Raw genomic sequence first — 17,760 nt, forward strand, 5'->3', positions numbered from 1 at the left:
CACCTCATTGAACTGAATTTGGAATGCGAATCATAACTTTCGTACCTTGTCCGGACGCGCTATCGATCTTAAGACCCGTTCCGTAGAGTGTCCTTAAGCGCCCTTCGATATTGGCGAGTCCGACTCCTCTCGTACCGGTTCTTCCTTTCGACAAAGACGCTTTCGTTTCATCGGAAATTCCCGGTCCATTATCCGATACGACAACAACAAGACAGTCTTGGTCCGCTTTCACGGAAATTCGCACGACTCCTCCTCCTGGCCGCTTCATCACTCCGTGCCGGATTGCATTTTCCACGATCGGCTGAATAATGAGTGGAGGAATACGGCAGCGAATGTCCTCATCGACGTCATAGGTCACTTGCAGTTGCTGACCAAAGCGGGCTTTTTCGATGAACAGATAAGACTCTACGAGCTCCATCTCTTTGTGGATCGAAACGAGTTGTTCCCGGTTTTGGAAATCGAAGCTGCTTCTCAAGTACCGGCTCAATTCGACAAGCAAATCCTGAGCTTTGCTTACGTCCGTATGGCTTACCGAAATCACCGTATTGAGCGTGTTAAACAGGAAGTGGGGCTTGATTTGGGCCTGCAAAAAAGCCATCTCGATATGGATCAAATCGCTTACCGATTTTTTCAATTTGAGCAGCGTCCGGACGCGAACCTTTAATTCGTCCGCCTCGATCGGTTTGCCGAGAAAGTCGTTCACTCCCGAGTCAAACGCTGTCACAATGTCCTCCGGACGATTTCTAGCAGTTAACAGCAATACCGGGAGTTCCGACAACGAGTATCGTCTGCGAATATTCCGGCACACTTCGTAGCCGGACATTCCGGGCATCATCAGATCGATAATCGCCAAATCGATACGCCGGTTCAGCTCAATCTCGCGCATCGCATCCATCCCGCTGGAAACGGCAATGACCGTATACTTCTCCACCGACAAAAGATTGAGCAGCACCTGCCGGTTGGCAGCATCGTCATCTGCAATCAGGATCGTAAAGATGCCTTCCCCTTCCAATCGCACCTTATTCGAAGAAGTCATTTGGGTGGCAGCCATCTCCTGCAAAGCGTTCGTCAATTTCATTCCCGAGTCGGTCAGTTGCTCTTCTTCTCGATTTGCGGACGGCACTGTAAACGTAAACACCGCCCCTTTTCCCTGTTCCGATTCCACCCAAATGCTCCCTCCGTGCAATTCCACCAATCGCTTGGTGACGCTGAGTCCGAGCCCCATTCCGCCGTACTCCATGGCAACCGCCTTCCCAGCCTGCTCGAACGACTCGAAGATGACTTCCAGCTTGTCTTGCGGAATGCCGATGCCGGTATCCGAAACGGAAATCGCCAGCCAGCCATTCTCCTCCCTCGCCGATACGGCAATCTGGCCTGAAGCCGTAAACTTAAGCGCATTGCCGACCAGGTTGTTCATAATTTGCGCGAGCCTGTCTTCATCAACATAAACAAAGAGACGATCGTTCAGGAGATCAACGAATTGCACCGGTTTGTCCCCTGCCATATGGCGGAACATCTCGAATATAAGGCGAACGATCGGTTGTAAAGCTACTGTTTTCCGCTTCAAAACAAGCTCTCCGTTCTTCAATTTGGAGAAATCAAGCAGATCGCCGAGCAAATTGGCCATCCTCTTGCCGGTATCTTTGATCATGGCTACATTCATCTTCTGATTCGGCGACATTGGACCTGCGGCGCCTTCAAGCAGCGACCCAGCAATATTGATGATGGCGTGAAGCGGCGTTTTCATTTCGTGGGATGTATTGGCAAGAAACTCATCCTTCAATCGGTCCATAAATCGCAGCTGATCTGAAAGAGTCTCCACTTTCTTGAACGTATTCACAAACCGTTTGGACAAAAACAACCCTTGAGCAACGGCAAAACATATCCACGCGGCAGTCTGAATGGACAAGACAGACAAAATCCCCAAGATGTCCAACGCGGAAGCGACTTCAAGAATGAGCAGCGAAAATGCGCCGATCAGCATCAACGACGAACCTTCCCTCCGGCGCATCATGCCGGCAGACATCACATATGCGACGTACAGGATCTCGAAAAATGCCAGTACCAATCCCACGCTGTTGAGTGTACTTAAGACCGGTGCGGGTGTAAGCAAAATAAGCAGCAATCTCGCTGCGAGAGTCGAACCGAACCCTTTCATGACGACTTTCTTAAATAAACCCGGAAAAGATTGCATTGCGTATAGCAGGAGAAATAATTCGGAAGCTCCACCGGAGATGGTTTGTATTTTCAAAAACAGTTCAAAAGGAATTTCCGGCGCAAGCATCGCCGCAACTTTCTCGCCGTGCGTCGCCAAATATACGCAGACCGCTAAACAACACAGACCGAAATAGAGCCAGGAACGTTCTCGTCCTCTCATCAAGAAAAGTACAATGAAATAAGCGCCGATTAACAAAAAGCAGGACGCGGCTAATAAATCTTGCACCACCGCAAACTCCCGCATGGACAGTATGTCTTCCTGATACCCTAAATAAATAGGATGGGTGATGCCTCCCTGAAAGTATTGAAAATTAGCAACTTGAACGATGATGTCAGCACTGTTGCCGTCTATCTGCAAAAAACGAACGTAAGGTGTATTGACGGAAAGCGTCTCCTGCATGTTCGTCCCTGGAATGCCGCTGGAACCGATCTCCCTGCCGTTTACAAATAGTTTGTGGGCTGTTTTAATGTTTATCTGCCTGATTCCGTAGATCTGCCCAGAGGTACCCTGCAATTTAACATGCATCCGGAATGTCGCATATCCATACGGAGACCCGCTCAAGCCCCCGACCGCATACTTCTCCCATCTGTCTGGCACGTGAACGAACCCCGTCATCTCCGGCAGTTTACCTTTATGTATTTGCGGGTCGAAATCGTCCGGAGTGAGCAACTGATTTCGATAATATTCCCATTCCCCGTCCAGGCGGATGGGCCCGTTATTGGCAAAGTTCCATCGGGTTAAATCCAATACCCCGTTTACCGCTTCAGGACTTCCCTCAACTGTTCGGCTTGCCAAAAATCTGCACATCGCAACAACAATAAGTATGAAACAAAGAATGGTCAATGCCGCCAATAATTTTTTGCGCATTTGTCTTCCCCTTATATCAGCAGCTGATTCAAAACTAATATTTTGACAATAATCCTTAAAATCCTACAGTATAAATATAAATCATATAAGGCCATCATGCAGCAAAATCATAGACTACTATGCGGAAGGGTCTTGGCTTCCCATGAGGCGGATAGGGTCATTGTGCTTTTGATTTCCAAGATAATTCCGTTTTACTTAGAAGGTTATGGGCACATTTTTTCATCAGACGAATCAACAATCAGAGGTTAGAAATATTTATGGATTGTAAGCAGAAAATTAGCCCTCTGCATATTTTTTGATTGATGAAATTACTGGCTTCTCATTAATAGCTACAAGTGTTGTCGCTTTATCAGCAAAATCCTTGATCGATGCCCCCAAGAGAAAACACTCATCATCAGCAATAATGTATCTATCGTGAAAGTCCTTTGCGTTGCTCATGGCAAAGTTAGGTCGTTGCGCTTTCAGTTTTTCTGCTAATATAGGAGCATCGCCTTTCAATTTTCCGAAGGAGGTCAATAACTTTATTTTTACGTTTGGATCAACAAGCTCATTCAACATAATGAAGACTGAGCAACTTTGAAACCATAAATCGGTCTCAAAGTTCCTAGATGTTTTTCTTGTTTCGAAACTTTTCTCCAAACAGATAATGCCCCTTTTACTAATACGGGCTTTATGAGCCCCCCAAACGATGTTCTTTCCCATAAATGGACGTACCCCCACCCTCCCCTTCTGTGGCAACTTTCCTTTCCGCGCCCCGTTCGCGGCTAATACCAAAAATTTCGCCTCACTTGTGGTACGGTTCAGCTTAACGGGTCTATCGGCGAAAAATGCGAAAAGGAGCATGCCGCGGCAGCTCCTTTGTTGCTTGGCTTAAGGCGCTTGCGCCGGTTTCGTTGAAATACTCTCCTAAAGTCAGGCCTTTGTTAATTCAGCAAGGCGAGTATTGACATCACCCTTATAGATACCTCCGTGTAGTGAATTATGGCGACTGTCTGAACCTGATAAACGTATCCAGGGGTTTAGTCTGAGTACATTGAAAGCTTACGCCCTTCAGTTCAAGATGCTGGTAAGAGAGCTAGGAACCTGTCTATTTCTGAGGTTACTTTGAACTTGTTGAAGGAATACTTGGCAAAGCAGTCCGATCGCTTGAAACCCAGCAGCCTGGCACATCGCTTACGTTTTGTTCGTCCCCTGTTCCGCTTTGCCTTTGAAGAAACATACTTATCGTGACCCCCAGTCGAACTGGGGGTTTCTTATACAATAAGGTCTGATTAGCCTTTTCAGGTTAACCGGACCTTTGCTATATCATTTCAATTTCATTCTAACAGCTACAGTCTGATTAAAAAGTTCTCCGCTAATCGGATACAAAAATTTAGCCGTCATTTATGATACGGTTCTCCGCGCTGTCTATAACGGCAAGTTATAGGGCCACCCTATGTCGGATGGCCCTTCTTTGATCTTGCTTTGCCCAACTATCCTGCCCAAATCTCGTCCAGACTAGCCTTTTGGCCCACATGATGTCAGGTATGCATGCCAGCCACCTTAAACCATTCACGTAGCATATCAAGGAGTCGACTTGCTCTTGCTTGTGGTAGGATTTACCGAATGCATCCATTCCCCCAAATAGGTAGATCCCAGAATCATCAAACCACCAATCAGCTGCGTCATAGCTAAGGTCTCTCCCAGCAAGAGGACACTGAACACGATACCAAACACCGGCTCCAAATAGCCGTAAGAGGCAATCTCGATGGATGACACACGGTGATAAGTTGAGAAATACAGGTTATAGGCCAGGCCTGTATGGACCACTCCAAGAATGCATGTCAACAGGATCCCCGTTCCATCCGCAGCCAGAACCTGTCTCCATTCCCCTTCAGCCAGCACGAACGGCAATAGCACCATACTAGCCGCACCCATTTGGAGGAATGTAGCGAGAGCATGATCCACTTGATTGGCCGCTTTGCGATTGATGATCACGATGGCCGCGTACAACATGCCGGACACACCACTGAGAATCATGCCCCACATTCCCTGAGACGAAAACCCGGCAGGGCCGAACCCCCCCGTACCTACAACCAGGCATAATCCGATAAACGAGATTCCAACGATGCCCACCCGCAGTCGGGTCAGTCGTTCTTTAAGGACGAGGGGGGCCACCAGCATGACATACACCGGGCACATGTTATAGATGATGACCGCTGTAGAGATATTCGTATTTTGAAACCCGTAGAAGAGGGCGGCCCAAGCTAATCCGATCAGTGCGCCAGAAACCAGATAGGGCTTTGTTTGGGGGAACGAGATCCGTTGGCCTGCCGGCCTCCTTCCTATAAATACCAACAATACCGGCAGGGCGATCACCGCCCTTAAGAAAGCCAGCACAAAAGGGGATAGCTCAATATGCCGCGTAAAAACCCCAATGCTTCCCCATACGACCATGACAAGCGTCAGTTTCAACCGATCCATTCAAAAACCCCTTATTTCCAGAATACTCCCATCGTATCCGAACCATAAGAGGCCGTATTGTATGAAATTGACGAAACATGCCCTTTCTATAGGCTTTGCAGATAACCCTTGGGTGTGACGCCGTTCATCTTCTTGAATTCCCTTATAAAATGGGCCTGGTCATAAAATCCGACCCGCTCCATGATCTCGAATGGTTCAACTCCTTCAGCAAGCAGCTTTTTGGAGGTAGCGACTTTTAACTGCAGTTGGAACGCCCTTGGTGTGGTATGAAATCTCCGTTTAAACTGGCGGATGATGGTAAACCGGCTGAGACCGAAGGTATCCTCCAGCGTCTCCAGCGTCCAATTCTCTTGAAACCGATTAACCAGCCAATTCCGTATTTCCATGATCCGCTCCGCTTGATGGCCTTCATCGCTTGGATGGGTGTCCCCCGTTAAGGGCTCCCCAAGCTCCACCAACAGTTCAATCAATCGACTTTCCAGAATTTCTTTATCCTCTTCCGTTTCCAGCAGCCGAATGAAGTCTGTTACTTGCCGAAGGGGATCGCCGTATAGCTTCATGACTTGATCAAATCTCACGCTGCTCTCGTAATAGCGGGGTTCAATATAGAGCATCACAAACTGCCACTGCCGAATGTCTGTCGGGGAGCAGCAATGACTCGTAAGCGGCGGAATGACAATCCCGTCGCCTTTCCTAAAAGGAATGGTTTCTCTCTCAAAATCCACATGCGTGGAGCCTTCCTCAATATAGCCGATGGACAATTCGTTGTGCACGTGCAGCTTGTAGCTTTGATAGGTTTGCCGGCACCGTTTGATTTCCACACCATCCAAGATACTTTTATGGTAAGTCAGTGTGGAAGAGCTGACGTTCGGATTCATGAACTCTATCCCCCTTCAAAAGCACGTCATTCAGGAACAAGGCAAAATCCTCCATATCGAATTAAGCGGCGTTACGGTACAAAACTTGCCGTTACTTATGATAAGGTTCTCCGCGCTGTCTGTAACGGCAAGTTTTAAATGTCCCTCACTTTATCTGTTCACCTTTTTGTAATGAAATTACATGCTCCCCCACTATTATCATTTGTTCAAGAACCGGTTTCAAACTTTTACCAAACTCCGTCAACGAATATTCAACCTTCGGTGGTATTGTATGAAATACCGTCCGTTGTACAACGCCGCATTTTTCCAGCTCCCGCAGTTGCATTGTAAGTACATGCCTGGATACACCAGAAATTCGCCGTTGGAGTTCACCAAAACGCATGGTTTGCTGAAGGAGTTCATAAATGATCTTGGGCTTCCACCTTTCGCTTATTATTTGAAGGCCCACTTCTACTGGACATCCAAAAGTTCCGTCTTGAAAAGGCATATTTACCTCCACATGGTCAGGTTATTATGACTATGTCATCATTATGTGCGTACTTACAATGTCGTGTAGATTCGAATAAACTTACAAGTGACTTAAATAAAGGGGCGATTCCTGACAACTCCAATTCGAAGCAATTCAGTTAGAAATCCCGAAGATATGAATACCGCTTTTGCCGATGCCTTCAACTCCGGCGATATTAACAACCTGCTTTCGCTTTACGAACCTGACGGCATTCTTATTAATCTAAACGGCAGCAAAGATAAAGGAATCGCAAGTATTCAAAAAAACTCTTGAGGAACTACTACAATTACGTGGCAACATGGTATCCAAAAACATTTACTGCATCCCTTTTGAAAATATCGCTTTGCTGCGTGCTCATTTCATCCTTCAAGCGGTAGGTTCGGATGGTAAGCCGATTCATCTGGAGGGTCATACTTCGGAAATTATCAGAAAACAATCCGACGGAAGATGGCTGTACATCGTGGATCACCCATTTGGTGCGGATTTGCTAGATAGAGTAAGTCTCGTTTGAAACTTGCCGTTACTTATGATACGGTTCAGCGTATCATCTTCAAGGTGAAATTTTCAGGGTACCCGATAAGGCGTCCTTAGCTTCTATGTGAACGAAATGCCTTAATCCGTTACAGGGTGAGATGCCCATGGTTCCTCCAAAAATTACAAAAGGACGATCGTACACCCAAGCTAAAGTTACTCAGAACGGGACTGCTTAACTTTTTCAAAATCCACAGTCGTTAACCCTATTATTTCATTAGGGTCAAACCAGTGCTCTGTATAAACACGAAATATAGACCCATTGATAAGTACTTGTTCGTTTGTTGCTTCTTCTGGCGACACTTCCGCAATGACCGAGGTAGACGCATCGCGTCTTCTGGAGGCATAATACTTCGCATTGCGAACAGTGTCTTGAACAACTAATGCGTAAAAGAAGTTATGACGGCGATCAACTATCAGACGAGATTGGTCAATTCTAATGCCCAATTCCACTTGAATCTGGGGTATCTCTATAATTGCTGAACCACATTCTACTTTTACTGTAGGTTGTACGTTTATCACTACGGGTAGCGCTAAGTATCTTGTACAATCTTCGCCATTATTTAAGGTAAAGCTATTTTGAGCAAAGAACTCCTCCATTGCTTGTTGTGTACCCTTATCGATTAAGTCCTCAATTGTATCCCCTTGAGTACCATCATCTTTTATTGTTATTGTTGAACTTCGAGCTGTTCTTGGTCCCATCTCAATATTGAGATTTAGTGATGAAGAAGGATCAGTCCCCTCCAAAAAGTAGACTGTTGCATCAGGGAATGTGCATCTAGAAGCAGTCCTCGAAAGAACTTGCAAAAAAAAGTCAACGACTGGTCCAGGCCTCCCCCACTCACTTTCATCGGGTTCCCGGACAATAAATATATCAATTCCGAACTGGGAAGCTACCGTCTCAGCCCCAGACTGATAACCTTTGAGAGTAAAAAACACCGCCTTCGATGCGTTTAGGTCTTGCATCTGTGTAATCATCGCATCAATGTGAGTACGCTTAATCTTTGACTTCCAATATTTACACTCGACTATGATTTGTTGAGTGTATAGTCCTTCTGTGTGGGTAATTAAAACATCTATTTGTCTAGGTGCACCTGAGCGGCCGATCAAGGTAACATTGTGTTGAACTAGAACGTTTCCGGTATTATGCAAATCAGCAACTAATCTCTCAAAGCCACCCCAATCCTGAACCAAGTCTGTAAGTTTCAAATTACCGAGCCTCCTAGTATAATAAATCTAACATTAATGAAGCATCTTAGGTGAATCCAAAACAAATTCCCCTTGTTTATGAAATACTGCCTCTCCCCTATGGGGCACATTAGTTATTCTGACTCAGCTTTTGGTATGCGATATCAAAGTAGCTTCGATTTTTCCACAGCCTTATATCTCCTACAATAATGAATCGATACATCGCCCGCGTAGCAGCGACGTTCAAGATATTCGGCTTGCCCGAGGCCCATTTGGCCGCTCCCTCTGCTGAAGAGTCCAAGCCTAAGCAAAAAATAACTGTTTCTGCCTGCTTCCCTTGAAATGTATGCACCGTCCCGATCGCAGAGTTGACCCACCTCGCATATTCCCGCTGGCTGACATGGCCGCGTAGCCTTCCAGCGGACTTCATCAGCTCCCTCCGTAGCTCCTTAACAACTTCGGTGAACGGGGAAATGATATAGAGACTCGGTACTCCATTTGCAAGTTCCATCGCTTCGAAGGCCTTGTTCACAAGTTCCTTGATCACCTCGCCTTGCTCAGGAATCCAATGCTTCAGAGGTGTACGCCCCCTCACATCGATCCACCGACTATCACCGAGAGAGAACTCGTCATGCTTCGGCTGATCCGTGGCATACACCATCTTGCCGGAGTAAGCGATCTCGTTGGCGATGGTAAACATCGGATCGAGACACCTTCTATGCACATAAAGCGGACAGCCTATCCAGGTCGGTCCCTCGTTCGTATCGATCTCTGTCCCAATCGGATTCGCAAGATCCGCCATAAACTGGACAGAACACGTTTGACTTGCGATGCGATCCGGAATGTCGTAATGCTTCCGAAAATGCTGGAGCATCGTCTCGGGTATAGTAAGCACCGGTTCAATCTGCAGTGGGTCACCAACAATAATCGCTCTTTTTGCTCGCCATAATCCTCCCACAACCGCTTGTCCCGCTTCATCCACGATGAGCCAACCGATGTCTTCTTGCTTTACTCCCTTCATCATTGTCGCAAAGGAGGCAAAGGTAGTCGATATCACAGGAACGACTAAAAATAACGTGTTCCACAGGGCAGGCAGATACGGCTCCACCTTCGAGTAGGACAATTGCCCCTTCAAATAATCCATAAATAAGGTGAGATTATTACGGATTTGCTTTTGTGCACTCAAAACAAACGCCCGCTGCACCGTTAGCGCGTGAAGGAACAACTGGGTTCGTGCATCTGCCAACTCCTCGAAGATCCATGGCGATCCTTTTTGAAGTGAACTCCAGTCGTAAGTTCCTTCCATGCCCCAATACTCATCGGTGGGCATGTTCTGACGGAACTTCTCAGGAATTTCCGGTATCTTCTTTTCGAGATCGGTAAGCTTCTTTTCTGTATCCTGTTGCAGCAGGCGTTGTCGACCAAGAGATTGTGATAATTCCTTCCCCTCTCGTTTTGTCGCCAAGAGCAGTTCTTCCGCTGCAACCTTTTCCTTTAAAAAGTCCTGCAGCTGTTGTTGATATTGCAGCAGATCATTCTTATGCAACTTGATCTTCTTTCTCCACCACATCCATTTTTGCCACCAGCCATACTTTTGTTTTTCAAGAGTATATACTTCACGTAAGGAAACAATATACGACTCCAGCCGTTCTACTTCAGATTGACTTGCGGCTGCCTCCGTTTGGTTCTGATCAATCCGCGCTTCCAGCGACTTGATCGAAGTTTGAAGGGATTCCAGCTTTCGTTGTTTATCCAAATATGTATTAAGATCCCAGTGCCACTTCTCCATTTGTGCGATTAACTCGTTGACTCTGGCTTTCGCTTGATGATATTTCTCTACCGCTTGACTCCACTGCTCTTTAGGTGGGGCATTCTGAAGCAATTGCTTCATCCCAACTGCTTGAAGCCCTGGATAACTGGTTCTCCATCGCCAAACCAGAATCGCTCTACGAATCGAGCTCTGTTCGAGCGATTACCCATAATGGCGGAGATCATTCCCCATATTTCAGGATCATCCATGACAAATTGAGCGATTTCTTGAAAATATCGCGCATTTTCGTCATCTACATAGCCCTTAATGGCCCCCATCCCTGGGAGCTCCCCAGTAACGTTTTGTACAGCCCCATTATTGGAGGAGGCAATGACAATCCCATCACGCCCAAGAGCTTCGTCAAGCTCGTAAAAGTGATATCGATAGTACGTACCGTCCTCTTTCTTCCTTTGTTCGTCGTCTATAGGTGTGTATTTCCGAAAAGCATGTGCTGGCTCCAGATACGAAACGAGCTTATCGGCACGTTCCGTGATAATTTCAGCGATCACATCCCTTAGCAACGTCGTCTTCCCTGTTCCCGGAGGTCCATTTACTGAGAAGATATCCTCCTGATCAGCCAACCGTTCATGAATCAGATGGACTGACGTCTGTTGCATCAAATTCAAGGACAAACTCTTTTCCATGGGCCACCGACCGGATTCCAGGCGTCTGATCTCGTGAAAATTTTTCAGCTGAACAGGGTTTTTACCCACATCCACACGGTTGCGCGACTTATTATAGCTCAGATACTCCTCAAGTGCCTTTCCGACCTTGCCCTCACTGACAGCTTCGATCACCTTCTCCAAATCTCGGAGATAGAAGCTGTTCAAGATTTCTTCGGCATCAGTCACCTGTACTTGCTCCTGAACTTGTTCGACCGTTTCGTTATCAATCTTTGCCGTGGAAATTCTGGCTTCTTCAACAGAATCAGGTGATGCTGCTTCTTGAGCATCATCTCTGACCTTCTTTTTTTCGTAAAAGTAAACTGAAGCAATGGCGAACATGCCTGTTCTGCGACCTCGCTGCCCTTCTTCATGGAAGAAGGTAGCCATCGGGACCGTTCCACGAGCACCTGCAATACTTGCTGCAGTTGATCAAAGTTGCACGTTTCCTGAAAAATCTGCTCGATTCGTTTCGTTACGTCACGGCAATAGTGTTCGAATTCGTTAATTCATTCGGTGGAGAACACTTCCCCTGTCATCAGCTTTCCCATGGCCCAAGGCATCGTAGAAAGCTTGAACGAACCGGGCTTGTATAAACCGCTGGGAGTAAAGATGCATTCAGCAAAACAGCTTAGCACCGCGCTAAGGTTTGGCGACTCCTCTTTCCCTGGCCCCAAATATTCATCAATCGCTCGATTCGCCTCGGAAACATAAAAAACGCCTATACAAAGCTTGTGAAAGTTAACCTCCTCATCCAGAGCCAGCTTCAAACCTCCAGATACCCACGGAAGCGTCTCTTCGCTCGTAACCGGTTTTCCAGTACTATCTTTGTCAATCTCATGGGGAGTAAAACTCTCTACCTTATGCCAGTAGCTCACTAAGTTGATTCGATCTTTCAAACAGCTCATAGAGTAATATCCCTCACGGAAGTGTAATTTTTGGGGCAACCTCTTTTTAAAATTATACACGAGTGGATAGAAAGATAGAAAGCCATACTAAGCTACACTAGGTTAGGGGGGCCATCATTTTTCGAATGTCAAAGTTAACGATCATATATTATGGCTTTGAAAATACGGGACGGCATCACTCCCACCCTTCCCCGCCGAGGCAACTTTCCGCGCCCCGAACGCAGTTAAGGCCAAAAATTTCGCCTCATTTGTGATACAGTTTCAATGTATTGCGTCTCGGTAATACGTTTTGGAGAAGGTTGAAGTGCGGTTTGTTTTTTTTAATTCAGGCACCCATATATTTGTGAGTTTTTTTATGCACTGACTAGTTCTTCATGACCAGTCTGCTTTCATGGTATAATCTGGGTAAATAGTAATGGTTCGAAAGGAGAATAAGTCTTGAACAACATAATTTTTATTGGTGGTGTACATGGAGTAGGGAAAACCACTATTTGTAACGAATTAGTAAGTACTCATCAAATTCCCGCTTACTCCGCAAGCAGAATTATCTCTGAATTAAAAAATCAAAACTTCCCACAAGATAAGTTAATTCCAGACATCGATATTAATCAAGCACTTCTTATAGAAGGTCTTAAAGATGTTAAAGCAAGAGAAAAAGCCTTCATATTGGATGGCCATTTCTGTTTAATAAATGAGAAACGTACCGTTTCAAAAATTCCCGAAACAGTATTTCAGCAAATAAAGCCAATTGCCTGCATTGTTGTTTCAGATGCTGTAAATAACATTGTAGAACGTCTAAAGATGCGAGATAGTATCCATTATGAACCAGCGTTCATCGAGAACTTCCAAGATGAAGAAATAAATCATGCTGTATTCCTAGCCAATAATCTAAACATTCCTTATTATATCTACAACCAAAGCTTGAACTCAGCAGCTCATCTGCATAAATTTATCACCGGGCTAGGAGTGTTAAAATGAAAGTCTTACTCGATACTAATATCGTTATTCATCGTGAAACGAGCAATGTAATGAAAAATGATATTGGAGTTCTTTTCAGATGGCTCGACAAGCTAGGATATACGAAATGTGTCCATCCTATAACCATTGAAGAAATTAAAAGATATAAAGACAAACAAACCGTTAGCTCCATGATAATCAAACTTGATAGCTATCACGTCCTTAAGACTGAAGCTCCTATGACTTCAATAGTAAGTAGCATTTCTAAACAATATGATAAAAATCCGAACGACATCAATGATACCAAGTTATTAAATGAACTAGCAGCTGAACGAGTTGATATTTTAATAACCGAGGATCGAAAAATAGCTTTAAAAGCAGCACGGCTAAACCTCTCTGACAAAGTATTTACGATCGATTCTTTCTTGGAAAAAGTAATAAGTGAACACCCAGATCTGGTCAATTATAAGGTTCTTTCAGTTACAAAAGAGTACATGGGAAATATTAATCTTAATGATACATTCTTCAACAGTTTGAAAGAAGACTACCCTGGCTTTGAAAAATGGTTTAACAAAAAAGCCGATGAAATAGCTTATATTTGTAAAATGGATGATAGTCTGGCTGCCTTTTTATATTTGAAAATTGAAGGTGAAAATGAAAACTATTCAAATATTTCACCTCCGTTCTCTAAAAAGAAACGCCTAAAGATTGGAACATTCAAAGTCACCTTGAACGGTTACAAACTTGGGGAACGCTTCCTTAAAATAATTTTCGACAACGCGATAAGATTCCGTGTCGATGAAATCTACGTCACCATATTTGATAAAAGCATTGAACAAATAAGACTCATTAATCTACTTACAGATTTTGGATTTGTTAATCATGGCACTAAGGATGGTACAGAATTAGTATACACTCGGGATTTCCAGCCAGTCTTTGATGACTTGAATCCAAAATATACATTCCCATATGTCGATGCGAATAAAGAAATATTTATCACACCAATATATCCGGAGTACCATACTAATCTATTTCCTGATTCCATTTTACGTACGGAATCACCGGAAGATTATATCGAAAATGAACCATTCAGGAATGCGATAAGTAAGGTTTTCATTTCAAGATCGATCGAAAGGAATCTCAATAAGGGTGATATTATTGTCTTTTATCGAACTGGTGGGTACTATGAGAGTGTTGTTACAACCTTAGGCATCGTTGAAAGCGTCGTTACTGACATTAAAGACCCCCAACATTTTATAGACCTGTGCAAAAAAAGAAGTGTATTTAATGATACAGAACTCCTCGAGTTTTGGCACTATAAAAAGAGCAGACCTTTTATTATCAATTTCCTTTATTCATACTCTTTTCCTAAGCGAGTAAATATGAAAAGACTGATTGAATTAGGAGTAATTCAAAGCGTTCATACCGCGCCAAGGGGATTTGTGAGAATCACATATCAAAACTTTAAAGACATCTTAAGGGAGGCACATATTGATGAACGTATTATTATCAATTAAACCGGAATTTGTGAATAAAATTTTTTCAGGTCAAAAAAAGTATGAATATCGTAAGACCATTTTTAAACGGAAGGACATTAATATAGTCGTAGTCTATGCAACTGCTCCTATTAGTCGAGTTGTTGGTGAGTTTGAAATTGAATCCATTCTTTTTGATGACGTAAATTCATTATGGGAAGAAACCAAGACTCATTCGGGAATTGATGAACAGTTTTTCTTTGAATATTTTACCGAGAAAGAAAAAGGGTATGCCATTAAGATTAAAAATTATGAGAGGTATTCAAAGTCAAGAAAACTAGGCGATGTTTATCACTCAGTGCCGCCTCAATCTTTTGCATACATCGAATAATTTAATAAATTTACAATCAGATATACAAAGGGGTCTAGGCTCCTTTCCATGTTCTTCGTTCTTCTCCTCCGTCTCTCTTTTGGTTAGGGTCGCTCTTTCTATCTCTGCCATAGCTATGATAAAAGGCGTCGAAACGATCCAAAATCTTTAAGGTGAAAGTTCATCCATGCTTGAACAGGAGCCGTAAGCTTTGAAATTGTCCGCGATAGTCCGCAAAAGCCCGCCTGCACTGCGATACTCCCCCTAGGGTGGCCTCACCCCCACCCTCCCCTTCTGTGGCAACTTTCCGCGCCCCGTTCGCGGCTAATACCAAAAATTTCGCCTCACTTGTGGTACGGTTCCCCCCGGTTAATCTTGAACGCCCGGTACACCTGCTCCACCAGCACGAGCCGCGCGAGCTGGTGCGGCAGCGTGAGCCGCCCGAGCGAGAGACGCTGGTCGGCGCGGCGCAGCACCGGTTCGCTCAGGCCGAGCGAACCGCCAATGACAAAGGCCACCTGGCTCCGCCCGTAGGTGGCCAGCTGATCGAGCGAGCGCGCGAGCTGCTCGCTCGTCCATAGCTCGCCGTCGATGGCCAGGGCCACGACGTACGCGTCCGGGCGCAGCGCGGCGAGCAGGCGCTCGCCTTCGCGCTGCTTGACCTGCTCCGCTTCGGCAGCACTCATTGTCTCCGGTGCCTTTTCGTCGGGCACCTCCGTAATCGTCAGACGCGCGTAAGGCGCCAGCCGTTTGGCGTATTCCTCAATTCCCTGAACAAGGTACTTCTCTTTCAATTTCCCGACAGCCGCAATCTGAATTTGCATGTCCCACATGGGCCCCCTAACCGACGCTATCTTCAACACACTCAAAAAAGACCGCCCAAGCCCGCTCCCCAACCGGTAGCGGCACCCGAACGGTCTCTCCCCTGCAACCATCAACGCCTCACAAGATCAGAAAACGCGGCGGCGCCGAGCAAAACTGGCAGCACGCCGGCGGTTCCCACTCCCGGAACCGAACCTCGAGCAAGTCGACCAGATCCGGCGCGTCCTCATACTCGTCAACGAACTCGTCGATGGCAATCTCCACATGTTCCTTACAAACAACAAACATCAGCCGCAAAATCCCCTATTCCGTCTAAGCTGTATTCCTTACCGTCGCAATATACAAAATACTATACCATACAACCAAAACTGCCATCCTATGCCGCATAATCAAAACAATACAGGCAAGCCCCGGCTAGCTTCGGCGAACTGGTTAATGGACACACAACCACCCGCCGCGCCACCCAGCCGGAACCCGTCACTTGTCCGGATCAGGCGTCTCGACCAGCGTTGCGGTCGCGGTAGCCTTTTTGCCGACGCGGAAGTAGGTTATGCCTATCTTATCCCCGATCGCCTTGTGATCGTATAAATATTTCCGCAGATCCATCACGCTGCCGATCGGCTTGCCGTCAAGCTCCACGATCACGTCCTGGCTCTTCAGCCCGGCATCCTTCGCCGGCCCCGACGCGTCAAGCACGATAACTCCATTCTTGACGTCTGCGGGCAGCTTTAATACATCGGTGCCTTTGAATGAAGCCAAATCGACGAGGCGAACGCCAAGCTGAGGTCTTTTCACCTTGTGATACTTGATCAAGCTGTCGATGACCGGCTCTGCCGAGTTGATCGGAATCGCGAAACCGAGTCCCTCGACGCCGATGTCGGCGATTTTCATCGTATTAATGCCGATGACTTTGCCGTCCATATTGACGAGCGCGCCGCCGCTGTTGCCCTGGTTGATGGCCGCGTCCGTCTGAATGACGTCCATCTGCCAGTCGTAGTCGCCGTCGCCGCTTAGCGATACCGGGATCGTCCGCTTCGGCGAGCTGACGATGCCGCGCGTCACCGTCGGCGAAGAACCGAGCCCCAGCGGGTTGCCCAGGGCGATGACCGTCTCGCCCGCTTGCAGCGCGTCCGAGTTGCCGAACTCTGCCGTCATTTTCACGCCGGCACCGTCCATCTCAAGCACCGCGAGGTCCGTGATGTAGTCTTTGCCGATAAGTGTCCCGGTCCGCTTCTCGCCCGTCGACAGGACGATCTCGAACGACGTCGCCCATCCACCACGTGATTATTCGTGAGAATACGCGCCTTGTCCCCGTTCTTCTGAAAAATGACGCCCGAGCCGATGCCGATGCCGCTCCGGTCGGACTTGTCATCTTTGCGCGAGCTGACGACGCTGACGATCGTCGGCCGCACTTTCTCCGCCGCCTTGATGACCGAGTCGCCTGCCGTCTGCAGCACGTCTCCGGCTTTGGCCGCGGAGCCGCTGCCCATGGCGGCTACGGCTTTTTTCGATCCGCCGCCGTGTCCGAACGCCCAGAACAAGAGCAGTACCACGAGCGCCCCGACGACCGCCGACGACACCGCCAGCGCCATCGGCCGCGATTCGAGCCTCCGCCACCCGTCCGTGAAGCCCATGCCAGTCCTCCGGCCGAATCCGTCGCCCAGCCGGCCGACGCTTCCGCGGCGGAACTTCCGGGAACCTTGCTCGCCGTACGCCTTACGGCTCACCTTTGTCGAATAAAAATCGTCCTCAAACAAGCTCATACGCCGGTTCCCTCCCCGCCCCGTCTCGCCAGGCAGCAAAAAAATCCTATGTCACAGGAATGTTTTCACGTCCTGCAGCCTACAATAATAGCAAAGCTATAAAACTATTATCGCACAAAAAAGGAGATTCTCCAATGAATAACCGTATCCAATCCAGCTTCGAGGACGTGAAGCTGATCGCAAGGCTCGCCGACCTGAAGGACGATCACTACCAGACGTCCCTGCTCCTCAGTGCGATCACCGAACTACTCATCGAAAAAGGCATTCTCAGCAAAGACGAGATTCGCGAGAAGGCTTCCCGGCTGGACTCGTTATTTCTGCATCAGGAAATATAGGCGAT

General features: G+C 46.7%; 16 protein-coding genes and 1 pseudogene. 5 read left to right on the plus strand and 12 right to left on the minus strand.

The window, feature by feature from the left end:
• Window positions 1-4: 4 nt before the first annotated feature.
• The 5 genes from SD70_RS18815 to SD70_RS18835 form a co-directional block, all read right to left on the minus strand.
• A complete protein-coding gene (locus SD70_RS18815; RefSeq protein ID WP_041049065.1) occupies window positions 5-3,085 on the minus strand; it encodes a hybrid sensor histidine kinase/response regulator in 3,081 nt (1,026 codons plus the stop codon).
• Window positions 3,086-3,361: 276 nt separating this feature from the next.
• The gene (locus SD70_RS18820) at window positions 3,362-3,928 is read right to left on the minus strand and encodes a hypothetical protein (protein ID WP_041049066.1); all 567 of its coding nucleotides are present in this window, start codon (window positions 3,926-3,928) and stop codon (window positions 3,362-3,364) included.
• A 720-nt stretch (window positions 3,929-4,648) separates the two neighbouring features.
• Window positions 4,649-5,548, minus strand: coding sequence for a DMT family transporter (locus tag SD70_RS18825; protein ID WP_052487629.1), 900 nt, complete (start codon window positions 5,546-5,548; stop codon window positions 4,649-4,651).
• 86 nt (window positions 5,549-5,634) lie between these two features.
• Window positions 5,635-6,426 (minus strand): AraC family transcriptional regulator, encoded by a 792-nt coding sequence (locus tag SD70_RS18830; protein ID WP_041049067.1) that lies wholly within the window; start codon window positions 6,424-6,426, stop codon window positions 5,635-5,637.
• A gap of 145 nt (window positions 6,427-6,571) precedes the next feature.
• Window positions 6,572-6,913 (minus strand): winged helix-turn-helix transcriptional regulator, encoded by a 342-nt coding sequence (locus tag SD70_RS18835; protein WP_041049068.1) that lies wholly within the window; start codon window positions 6,911-6,913, stop codon window positions 6,572-6,574.
• Between the two features lie 156 nt (window positions 6,914-7,069).
• Between SD70_RS18835 and SD70_RS38295 the strand changes: the two genes are divergently transcribed.
• On the plus strand, window positions 7,070-7,207 hold the full coding sequence (locus tag SD70_RS38295; RefSeq protein ID WP_231571303.1) for a hypothetical protein: 138 nt from the start codon (window positions 7,070-7,072) through the stop codon (window positions 7,205-7,207).
• Window positions 7,208-7,621: 414 nt separating this feature from the next.
• Here SD70_RS38295 and SD70_RS33615 read toward each other — a convergent pair whose 3' ends face one another.
• The 4 genes from SD70_RS33615 to SD70_RS18860 form a co-directional block, all read right to left on the minus strand.
• Window positions 7,622-8,674 carry a restriction endonuclease gene (locus tag SD70_RS33615; RefSeq protein WP_052487630.1) on the minus strand — a complete coding sequence of 351 codons (1,053 nt, stop codon included), beginning with the start codon at window positions 8,672-8,674 and terminating at the stop codon, window positions 7,622-7,624.
• 109 nt (window positions 8,675-8,783) lie between these two features.
• Window positions 8,784-10,544, minus strand: coding sequence for a DEAD/DEAH box helicase (locus SD70_RS18850; RefSeq protein ID WP_052487631.1), 1,761 nt, complete (start codon window positions 10,542-10,544; stop codon window positions 8,784-8,786).
• Window positions 10,541-11,515: a hypothetical protein gene (locus SD70_RS18855; protein ID WP_041049069.1), complete on the minus strand. Its 975-nt coding sequence runs from the start codon at window positions 11,513-11,515 to the stop codon at window positions 10,541-10,543. The genes SD70_RS18850 and SD70_RS18855 overlap by 4 nt, the downstream gene beginning before the upstream one ends.
• 119 nt (window positions 11,516-11,634) lie before the next feature.
• Window positions 11,635-12,033 carry a hypothetical protein gene (locus tag SD70_RS18860; protein WP_041049070.1) on the minus strand — a complete coding sequence of 133 codons (399 nt, stop codon included), beginning with the start codon at window positions 12,031-12,033 and terminating at the stop codon, window positions 11,635-11,637.
• A 438-nt stretch (window positions 12,034-12,471) separates the two neighbouring features.
• Here SD70_RS18860 and SD70_RS18865 point away from each other — a divergent pair, with 438 nt between their 5' ends.
• Genes SD70_RS18865 through SD70_RS18875 form a run of 3 tightly spaced genes read left to right on the plus strand, consistent with a single transcriptional unit; the run spans window position 12,472 to window position 14,856 of the window.
• Entirely contained in the window at window positions 12,472-13,011 is a 540-nt protein-coding gene (locus SD70_RS18865) for an ATP-binding protein (RefSeq protein ID WP_041049072.1), read from the plus strand.
• On the plus strand, window positions 13,008-14,507 hold the full coding sequence (locus SD70_RS18870; protein ID WP_041049073.1) for a PIN domain-containing protein: 1,500 nt from the start codon (window positions 13,008-13,010) through the stop codon (window positions 14,505-14,507). Before SD70_RS18865 ends, SD70_RS18870 begins: the two co-directional genes overlap by 4 nt.
• A complete protein-coding gene (locus SD70_RS18875) occupies window positions 14,485-14,856 on the plus strand; it encodes an ASCH domain-containing protein (protein WP_041049074.1) in 372 nt (123 codons plus the stop codon). Before SD70_RS18870 ends, SD70_RS18875 begins: the two co-directional genes overlap by 23 nt.
• Window positions 14,857-15,179: 323 nt before the next feature.
• Here SD70_RS18875 and rlmH read toward each other — a convergent pair whose 3' ends face one another.
• From rlmH to SD70_RS18885, 3 genes and pseudogenes are all read right to left on the minus strand, one after another.
• Window positions 15,180-15,659: a 23S rRNA (pseudouridine(1915)-N(3))-methyltransferase RlmH gene (gene rlmH, locus SD70_RS18880; protein WP_041049075.1), complete on the minus strand. Its 480-nt coding sequence runs from the start codon at window positions 15,657-15,659 to the stop codon at window positions 15,180-15,182.
• 118 nt (window positions 15,660-15,777) lie between these two features.
• The gene (locus SD70_RS35025) at window positions 15,778-15,945 is read right to left on the minus strand and encodes a CxxH/CxxC protein (RefSeq protein ID WP_082053487.1); all 168 of its coding nucleotides are present in this window, start codon (window positions 15,943-15,945) and stop codon (window positions 15,778-15,780) included.
• Window positions 15,946-16,134: 189 nt separating this feature from the next.
• A pseudogene (locus tag SD70_RS18885) lies at window positions 16,135-17,420 on the minus strand (S1C family serine protease).
• Window positions 17,421-17,554: 134 nt separating this feature from the next.
• Here SD70_RS18885 and SD70_RS18890 point away from each other — a divergent pair.
• Window positions 17,555-17,755, plus strand: a complete 201-nt coding sequence (locus tag SD70_RS18890; RefSeq protein WP_041049077.1) for a hypothetical protein — start codon at window positions 17,555-17,557, stop codon at window positions 17,753-17,755.
• Window positions 17,756-17,760: the final 5 nt, after the last annotated feature.

The sequence above is a fragment of the Gordoniibacillus kamchatkensis genome, assembly GCF_000829455.1.
GTDB classification, from domain to species: Bacteria; Bacillota; Bacilli; order Paenibacillales; family NBRC-103111; genus Gordoniibacillus; species Gordoniibacillus kamchatkensis.

Coding starts and splice junctions, on each gene's coding strand:
- SD70_RS18815 (WP_041049065.1), bottom strand. CDS start 3,085: ATGCGCAAAAAATTATTGGCGGCATTGACCATTCTTTGTTTCATACTT.
- SD70_RS18820 (WP_041049066.1), bottom strand. CDS start 3,928: ATGCTCCTTTTCGCATTTTTCGCCGATAGACCCGTTAAGCTGAACCGT.
- SD70_RS18825 (WP_052487629.1), bottom strand. CDS start 5,548: ATGGATCGGTTGAAACTGACGCTTGTCATGGTCGTATGGGGAAGCATT.
- SD70_RS18830 (WP_041049067.1), bottom strand. CDS start 6,426: ATGAATCCGAACGTCAGCTCTTCCACACTGACTTACCATAAAAGTATC.
- SD70_RS18835 (WP_041049068.1), bottom strand. CDS start 6,913: ATGCCTTTTCAAGACGGAACTTTTGGATGTCCAGTAGAAGTGGGCCTT.
- SD70_RS38295 (WP_231571303.1), top strand. CDS start 7,070: ATGAATACCGCTTTTGCCGATGCCTTCAACTCCGGCGATATTAACAAC.
- SD70_RS18850 (WP_052487631.1), bottom strand. CDS start 10,544: ATGAAGCAATTGCTTCAGAATGCCCCACCTAAAGAGCAGTGGAGTCAA.
- SD70_RS18855 (WP_041049069.1), bottom strand. CDS start 11,515: ATGGCTACCTTCTTCCATGAAGAAGGGCAGCGAGGTCGCAGAACAGGC.
- SD70_RS18860 (WP_041049070.1), bottom strand. CDS start 12,033: ATGAGCTGTTTGAAAGATCGAATCAACTTAGTGAGCTACTGGCATAAG.
- SD70_RS18870 (WP_041049073.1), top strand. CDS start 13,008: ATGAAAGTCTTACTCGATACTAATATCGTTATTCATCGTGAAACGAGC.
- SD70_RS18875 (WP_041049074.1), top strand. CDS start 14,485: ATGAACGTATTATTATCAATTAAACCGGAATTTGTGAATAAAATTTTT.
- rlmH (WP_041049075.1), bottom strand. CDS start 15,659: ATGCAAATTCAGATTGCGGCTGTCGGGAAATTGAAAGAGAAGTACCTT.
- SD70_RS35025 (WP_082053487.1), bottom strand. CDS start 15,945: ATGTTTGTTGTTTGTAAGGAACATGTGGAGATTGCCATCGACGAGTTC.
- SD70_RS18890 (WP_041049077.1), top strand. CDS start 17,555: ATGAATAACCGTATCCAATCCAGCTTCGAGGACGTGAAGCTGATCGCA.